Here is a 7,253-nt window from a genome sequence, read left to right as displayed (position 1 = left end):
GAAGTTCCGGTTCGACGACCCCGCGGACGAGATGGGCGTCGAGACGGTGATGGTAAGCACCACGGACGACCGGGTGCTCCAGGCGCCGCTGACCTAACGCGGGGCGCCGCTCGACGGCGCAGAGGCCTTCCTCGTGACCGAGATGGAACACTCCGTGCTCGGACGACGCTGGGTCTACGACGCCGTGGGCGACCCGGTGTACACCGACGTGCTGCGCCGGGCGATCGCCACGGGCGGGCACGAGGCCACCCTCGAGCGCGCCGANGGATCCTCCCGTCAGGCGGTCCTGCCTACTTCACCGCGCCGGCCGTCAGACCGGCGACGAACTGGCGCTGCACGATGAGGAACGCGATCACGACCGGGATCGACACGACGAGCGACGCCGCCATGATCTGGTTCCAGTACACGTTCGTCTGCGTCGAGTACTGCTGCAGACCGACCGCGAGCGTCTGCCCGTTGCCGTTCGTCATCACCGAGGCGAAGAGCACCTCGCCCCACGCCGTCATGAACGAGTAGATGCCGACCGCGACGAGGCCCGGACGGGCGGACGGCAGGATCACCCGGAACAGGGCGCCCATCGGTCCGGAGCCGTCCACCATCGCGGCCTCGTCGAGCTCCCGCGGGATGGTCTCGAAGTAGCCCGCGAGCATCCAGATCGAGAACGGCAGCGTGAACGTCAGGTAGGTGATGATCAGGCCGAGCCACGACCCGACGAGCTGGATGCCGAGCGCGTTCCCGAGGTTCGTGAAGATGAGGAACAGCGGGAGCAGGAACAGCACACCGGGGAACATCTGGGTGGAGAGCACCGCGGTGGTGAAGGTGCTCTTGCCCTTGAAGTTCCAGCGCGAGACACCGTAGGCGGCGAAGGTCGCGATGATCAGCGAGAACACCGTCGCGACGGTGCAGACCACCAGGGAGTTGATGAAGTACTGCCCGAGCGGGACCGTCGACCACATGTCGATGAACGGCTGCAGGGTGATGTGGGTCGGGATCCACGTGAAGTCGTTCTGCACGTCACCGAGCGGCTTGATGGCCGTGGTGATCATCACGTAGAGCGGGACGACCGTGAACAGGGTCAGGACGACCAGGGTCACGACCTTGAAGGACTTGGCGCCGACTGTCTCACGCACGGACGGACCTCCGGTTGGTCACGGCGAGGTAGATGCCCGTGACGATGAGCAGGAAGATGAGGAGCAGGACGCTCATCGCGGCACCGGAGCCGAAGTTCCAGGTGATGAACGACGCGTTGTAGATGTGGAAGCTCAGCAGGTCCGCGGCCGGGGGCTGGGCGGTCGAGCCGAACAGGACGAACGGCGTGTTGAAGTCGTTGAACGTCCAGAGGAACATCACGAGCACGAGCGTCACGTTGACCGGACGCACCATCGGCAGGGTGATCGAGCGCCACTGGCGGAAGGGCTTCGCGCCGTCGACCGAAGCCGCCTCGTACACGTCGTTCGGCACGGACTGCAGGCCCGCCATGAGCATCAGGAACGCGAACGGCCAGGTCTTCCAGATCGCCACGACGACGACCGAGACGAAGGCGTTCGAGCCGATCAGCCAGAACGGTCCCTGGCCGCCGAACAGGTGCAGCTGGTCGACCAGGATGTGGTTGATCGCACCGGAGTCACGCTGGAACATGAACTTCCAGGTGATGATGCCGGCGTACATCGGCAGCGCGTAGGGCACAAGGAAGAGCGTGCGGAAGAGCCCGCGGCCCCGGAACGGCTTCTGCAGCGCGACCGCGGCGGCCATGCCGAAGCTCCACGAGAGCCCGACCACGAGCACCGTGAAGGCGCAGGTGATGAGGAACGAGTTGAGGACGCCCTGGCCGATCGCCTGGTTGAAGTCGACGACGACCGAGTAGTTGCGCAGCCCGGCGAACGGAGCGGCGCCCCAGTTCGCGATGAAGTACTTGGTGAGCTGGATGAACGAGATCCAGATGCCGGTGAGCATCGGCACGATGTGGATCAGCAGCTCGAAGAGGATGGCCGGGGCGACGAGCGCGTAGGGCAGCCAGTGGGTCTTGCGCTTCCGACCTGGCGGACGGCCCGACGTCGTCGGGGCCTTCGTGTGGGTCAGGTCGATGCGCTCGGAGTCAGGCAGGACCGAGGTGGACATGAGCGGGGGCCTTTCGGCAGGAAGGGGATCGGGTGCTTCGCGCGGACCGTGGCAGCGGTCGGGAGGCGCGGCATGCGTGAGCCGATCGGCTCACCCCCGGCGCGTGGCCGGGTGCGGAACCGCAGGTCGTCCACCCGGGTGGTCGGGCCGTGGACCTGAGGGGTGGAGGCCCGGGCGCGTCCTGTCGGACGCGACCCGGGCCTCCTGGCTCGATCAGCCGTTCGCCTGGGACACCTGGTCCTGGGCGGTCTTGAGCGCGGTCTTGATGTCGCTGTCAGACACCGAACCGCCGGTGGCGATCTTGGCGAACATGTCGTTCATCGCCTTCCCGACCGTGGACTCGAACTGGTCCTCGGCGGGGACCAGCGGGAGCGGCTTCGCCTTGTTGTTGTAGATGTCGAGGAACGTCTTCGTCTGCTCGTCGGTGACCGAGTCAGCAGCGGAGGCGAGCACCGGCAGGGCCGAGTACGGCTTGTCGAGCGTCGCCTGGGTGTCCTCGCTCGTCATGTACTTGACGAACTTCAGGGCGCCGTCCTTGTTCTTCGTGTTCTTGAAGATGGACAGGTTGATGCCAGCCGGGAAGGACGCGATGTCCTTGCCGCCCTGCGGCGCCGGGAAGGGCACCACGCCGAAGTCGTCGGCGGACATGCCGTTCGACGTGATCGTCGAGTTGGCGTTGTTCTGCGTCAGCATCATCGCGGCCTTCTTGTTCGCGAAGTCCGAGACCGCCTGGGTGCCGTTGTCGTACTGGGCGTTCGAGGTGTTGACGACCTTGTCGCTCTGCATCAGGTCGAGGTACCGGCGGATGCCGTCCACGTTCGCCTTCTGGGTGAAGGTCGGGTTGCCCTTCGAGTCGAACCACTCGCCACCGTTCTGCGCCGAGTTGATGAACGCGAAGTGCGCGTTCTCGGTGTACGAGCCACCGGCGATGGTGAAGCCGTACTTGCCGTCGGTGGTGAGCTTCTTCGCGTCCGAGACGAGGTCCTCCCACGTCGTCGGCGCCTCGATCCCGGCGTCCTTGAACATCTGCTTGTTGTAGTACAGACCGTAGGCGAGGCCGTAGAGCGGGACGCTCGTGACGGTCTTGCCCGGTGCGCCACCGGTCGAGAGCGCGACCTTGCCGAACTTGTCGGCGCCGCCGATCGCCTTCATCTCCGAGTCACCGAACTCCTGGAAGGCGCCGGTGGCCTGGAGCGAGGTCGCCCAGGTGTTGCCGATGTTGACGACGTCCGGGCCCTGGCCCGAGGTGACGGCGGTCTGGATCTTGTTCTGCAGGTCGTTCCAGCCGATGACCTGGAGGTTGACCTTGATCCCGGTCTCCTTCGTGAACTTCTTCAGGACGGGGGTCAGCACCTCCTTGTCGTTCTGGAGCGACGTGCCCTGGTTGGACGCCCAGTAGGTGAGCGTCTTGGAGTCGCCGGACGAACCGGACGATCCGGAGGAGCAGGCTGCGAGGCCGGTCACGGTGAGTGCCGCGGCCGCGGTGATGGCCAGTGCGCGGATGGCAGTGCGCATGACTCTCTACTTTCTCGTCGTTGAGATGGTGCAGGTGGTGGTACTGGTCGTGCTGTCGGGTGCTGCTGTGTGCAGCGGTGTCGGTCCCGGTCGGCGGACGTCCGTCGTCGGACGGCCACCGACCGGGCCTGGCGGTCAGGCCAGGGTCGACGCCGCGGGGTCCCAGCCCTCGGGGAGGGTCGGGGAGGGTGCGACGGTGCTCTCCACGAGCACCGCCTCACCACGTTCGGCCGCCTCGGCGATGGAGACCATCACGTCGAGGACGTGGAAGGCGAGGGCACCGGGGACCCGGTTCTCCTCGCCGGCGCGGAGCGAGCGGGCCAGGTCGACCACGCCGGTACCGCGCGAGTAGGTGGACCCCACGGCGGGGATCGTCTCGGGCTCGTCGGCGCCGTGCGCGTAGAGCTCGGTGTCGCCGTCGAAGTTGTTCGGGTCCGGGAACACGACCGTGCCGGTCTCGCCCGCGATCTCGACGAAGCCGGTGCGACCACGGTCGGACTCGAACGAGAAGACGCTCTGCGCGCTCCCGCCGTTCTCGAACTCGATGAGGGCCGAGTGGTTCGTCGGGACCTCGACCGGGAACTCGGTGCCGGCCTTCGGGCCGGAACCGATCGTCCGGGTCGCGCGGGACTTCGACGCGGTGGCCGTGACCTTCTTCACCGGGCCGAACGCCTGCACGAGGGTCGTGATGTAGTAGGGGCCGATGTCGAAGAGCGGACCGGCGCCGTACGCGAACAGGAACTCGGGGCTCGGGTGCCACGACTCGGGGCCGGGGCTCTGGAACAGCGTCAGACCGTTGAGCGGCGTGCCGATGCGGCCGTCGCGGATGGTCCGGAGCGCGGTCTGCAGGCCGGCACCGAGGAACGTGTCCGGTGCGACGCTGACGGTCTTGCCGGCGGCGCGGGCGGCGTCCCGGAGCTCGGCGGCGCTCGCGCGGTCGAGGGCGTAGGGCTTCTCGCCCCAGACGTGCTTGCCGGCGGCGAGGGCCTTGAGGGCGACCTCGACGTGGGCGGCCGGGATCGTCAGGTTGACGACGATCTCGATGTCGTCGTTCGCCAGGAGCTCCTCGACGGTGCCGGACCCGGCGACGCCCCACTTCTCCGCCTGCGCCGCTGCACGGGGCAGGTCGATGTCGGCGATGGCGTGCACCGTGACGTCGGGGAAGACGGTGAGGTTCGAGAGGTACTGGTCCGAGATGACCCCGGCGCCGATGACGCCGACGCCGACCGGGCCGGTGCGGGTGGTCCGGGTCGCGCCGGTCTCGGTCGTGGTGGTGGTGTCGGTCATGCGCGGGCCCCCTCGAGGAACGTGTAGGAGTCGGTGACGGCCTGGAAGACGTCGCCCTCGTGGTCGTCGAGCTCGACGACGTGGAGCGCGTCCGGCGCCGCGGCGATGATCTCGCGGATCGGCATGATGCCGTTGCCCACGGCGACCTGCTTCTTGTCGTCGTGCGAGCCGTCGCCGTCCTTGACGTGCAGGAACTGGACCTTGTCGCCGTACTTGCGGATGATCGCGACCGGGTCGTCCCCGCCGACCTGCACCCAGTACGTGTCGAGCTCGAGCACGACGTCGTCGGACAGCGCGTCGGCGAAGACCTCGTAGGCGGAGACGCCGTCGATGCGGTTCGAGAACTCGAACGCGTGGTTGTGGTAGCCGAGGGCGAGACCGTGGTCCGCGGCACGGGGCGCGAGGGCGCTCAGCTCGCGGGCGATGGCCTCGACGTCCTCGCGGGTGGTCCAGCGGGCCTCGTCGATGTGCGGGTCGATCAGGGTCGTGAGACCGACGGTGACGCTCGCGTGGAAGATCTGCTCGAGGTCCTGCTCGCCGGCGTCCAGCAGCCGTGCGTGGCCGCTCGGGCTCTGCAGTCCCGCCGCGGCGAGGGCGTCGCGGAGCGCTTCGGCCCGGTCGACGAAGCCGAACGCCTCGACGTTCGTGTAGCCGATGTCGGCGATGCGCTGCAGCGTGCCGGGCAGATCGGCAGCGAGGGCGTCGCGGACTGTGTAGAGCTGGACCGAGAGCGGTTGGGTCACCAGGGGTTCTCCTCGTCGAGATGGTGTGGTCGTCGTCGACCGAGCGTCACACTATGACCACTTTTGTCGGCGGTCAAGCAGAAGTTCGATCACGTTCGACGGACTTCGTTGCGTGGCGCGTTCGATGTGTGCTTCACTCCCCCACATGGTCGACTTGAACCGGACGGCAGCGTCGCCTCCGGTCGGGACGAGCGAGCTCTTCCAGATCCTGCGCGACGGCGTGCCACGGACCCGGGCCGAACTCGCCAGCCTGACAGGACTCGCGCGCTCCACGATCGGCGTGCGCCTCGATGCCCTCATCGAGGTCGGGCTCGTCGGGCCCGTGGACACCGCGGCGTCCACGGGCGGACGCCCGCCTGCGCAGGTGGCGCTGATGCCCCGCGCCCGACTCGTGGTCGCCGCCGACCTCGGCGCCTCCCACGGCCGCGTCGCCGTCACCGACCTGGTCGCTCGGCCGCTCGCCACCCGCGAGGCCCGCATCGACATCGCCGCCGGCCCGGTCCCCACGCTCACGTGGCTCGTCGAGACCATCGACTCGCTCCTCGACGAGGTCGGTCGCGCCCGGGACGACGTCATCGCGATCGGCATCGGCGTGCCGGGGCCGGTCGAGTTCTCCACCGGCCGCCCCGCGAACCCCCCGATCATGCCCGGCTGGGACGGCTTCGACGTGCCCGGCTGGCTCCGCGCGAACATCGCGGCCCACGTGCTCCTCGACAACGACGTGAACATCGCGGCCCTCGGCGAACGCGAGCACGCCTGGCCCGGTGTCGACCACCTGCTCTTCGTCAAGGTCGCCACCGGCATCGGGTCTGGGATCGTCTCGGACGGCGAGCTCCGGCGCGGCGCCCAGGGCACCGCTGGGGACATCGGCCACGTCCGGGTCTCGAGCGCAGGCGACGTGCCGTGCCACTGCGGGAACACCGGGTGCCTCGAAGCCGTCGCCTCCGGGCCCGCGATCGCCCGGCGGCTCCGCGCGAAGGGCCATGACGTGCACTCGAGCGCGGACGTCCTGGAGCTCGTGAACCGGTCGGACCTGGACGCCATCCAGGCCGTCCGGCAGGCGGGTCGGGACATCGGCGAGGTCCTCGCGACCTGCGTCTCGCTCATGAACCCGTCGGTCATCACGCTCGGCGGATCGATCACGCAGGCCGGGGAACACCTGCTGGCCGGGGTGCGCGAGGTGGTGTACTCCCGCTCGATGCCCCTCGCCACGGAGCACCTCGTGATCGCGCAGTCCCGCGCGGGCTCGCTCGCGGCACTGCAGGGGGCGGCGGCGCTCGCCATCGGGTACGCGCTCTCCCCCGCAGGGATCGACGAGCTCGTGACGTTCGCCGAGGGGCGGCAGCTCGTCTCCTGACCCGGTCCCACCGGTGCGTCGGGCCGGTCCCACCGGTGCGTCGGGCCGGTCCCACCGGTGCGTCGGGCCGGTCCCACCGGCGCGTCGGCTTCGTCTCGTCGGTGCGTCGGGCCGGTCCCGCCGGTGCGTCGGTTTTCGTCTCGTCGGTGCGCGGGGAGACAATCGTCGGGTGACGATCGTGCAGCCCACCCTGTGGGGCGACCTCCACCCGGGGCTGGAGGCGCAACCCGCCT

The 7,253-nt window shown here is 68.8% G+C and carries 6 protein-coding genes and 1 pseudogene; 2 read left to right on the top strand and 5 right to left on the bottom strand.

Going from position 1 to position 7,253, the window contains the following annotated elements:
- Window positions 1–109: 109 nt before the first annotated feature.
- Window positions 110–343, top strand: a pseudogene (locus I5E_RS23400) (maltokinase N-terminal cap-like domain-containing protein); the annotation flags it as partial.
- Here the strand turns inward: I5E_RS23400 and I5E_RS07685 are convergent.
- The 5 genes from I5E_RS07685 to I5E_RS07665 form a co-directional block, all read right to left on the bottom strand.
- Window positions 291–1,130, bottom strand: coding sequence for a carbohydrate ABC transporter permease (locus I5E_RS07685; protein WP_022906466.1), 840 nt, complete (start codon window positions 1,128–1,130; stop codon window positions 291–293). The pseudogene I5E_RS23400 and the gene I5E_RS07685 sit on opposite strands and share 53 nt — an antisense overlap.
- Entirely contained in the window at window positions 1,123–2,118 is a 996-nt protein-coding gene (locus I5E_RS07680; protein WP_022906465.1) for a carbohydrate ABC transporter permease, read from the bottom strand. The genes I5E_RS07685 and I5E_RS07680 overlap by 8 nt, the downstream gene beginning before the upstream one ends.
- A 213-nt stretch (window positions 2,119–2,331) precedes the next feature.
- Window positions 2,332–3,633 (bottom strand): ABC transporter substrate-binding protein, encoded by a 1,302-nt coding sequence (locus I5E_RS07675; protein ID WP_022906464.1) that lies wholly within the window; start codon window positions 3,631–3,633, stop codon window positions 2,332–2,334.
- A 135-nt stretch (window positions 3,634–3,768) separates the two neighbouring features.
- On the bottom strand, window positions 3,769–4,920 hold the full coding sequence (locus tag I5E_RS07670; protein WP_022906463.1) for a Gfo/Idh/MocA family protein: 1,152 nt from the start codon (window positions 4,918–4,920) through the stop codon (window positions 3,769–3,771).
- Window positions 4,917–5,663, bottom strand: coding sequence for a sugar phosphate isomerase/epimerase family protein (locus tag I5E_RS07665; RefSeq protein WP_022906462.1), 747 nt, complete (start codon window positions 5,661–5,663; stop codon window positions 4,917–4,919). Before I5E_RS07665 ends, I5E_RS07670 begins: the two co-directional genes overlap by 4 nt.
- 145 nt (window positions 5,664–5,808) lie before the next feature.
- Here I5E_RS07665 and I5E_RS07660 point away from each other — a divergent pair, with 145 nt between their 5' ends.
- A complete protein-coding gene (locus tag I5E_RS07660; RefSeq protein WP_022906461.1) occupies window positions 5,809–7,020 on the top strand; it encodes an ROK family transcriptional regulator in 1,212 nt (403 codons plus the stop codon).
- Window positions 7,021–7,253 lie beyond the last annotated feature (233 nt).

Source organism: Curtobacterium sp. B18 (assembly GCF_000333375.1).
Classification (GTDB): domain Bacteria; phylum Actinomycetota; class Actinomycetes; order Actinomycetales; family Microbacteriaceae; genus Curtobacterium.
The sequence above is the reverse complement of the archived record's forward strand: the minus strand, read 5'-3'. Positions and strand labels throughout refer to the sequence as shown.

Coding starts and splice junctions, on each gene's coding strand:
- I5E_RS07675 (WP_022906464.1), bottom strand. CDS start 3,633: ATGCGCACTGCCATCCGCGCACTGGCCATCACCGCGGCCGCGGCACTC.
- I5E_RS07660 (WP_022906461.1), top strand. CDS start 5,809: ATGGTCGACTTGAACCGGACGGCAGCGTCGCCTCCGGTCGGGACGAGC.
- I5E_RS07670 (WP_022906463.1), bottom strand. CDS start 4,920: ATGACCGACACCACCACCACGACCGAGACCGGCGCGACCCGGACCACC.
- I5E_RS07680 (WP_022906465.1), bottom strand. CDS start 2,118: ATGTCCACCTCGGTCCTGCCTGACTCCGAGCGCATCGACCTGACCCAC.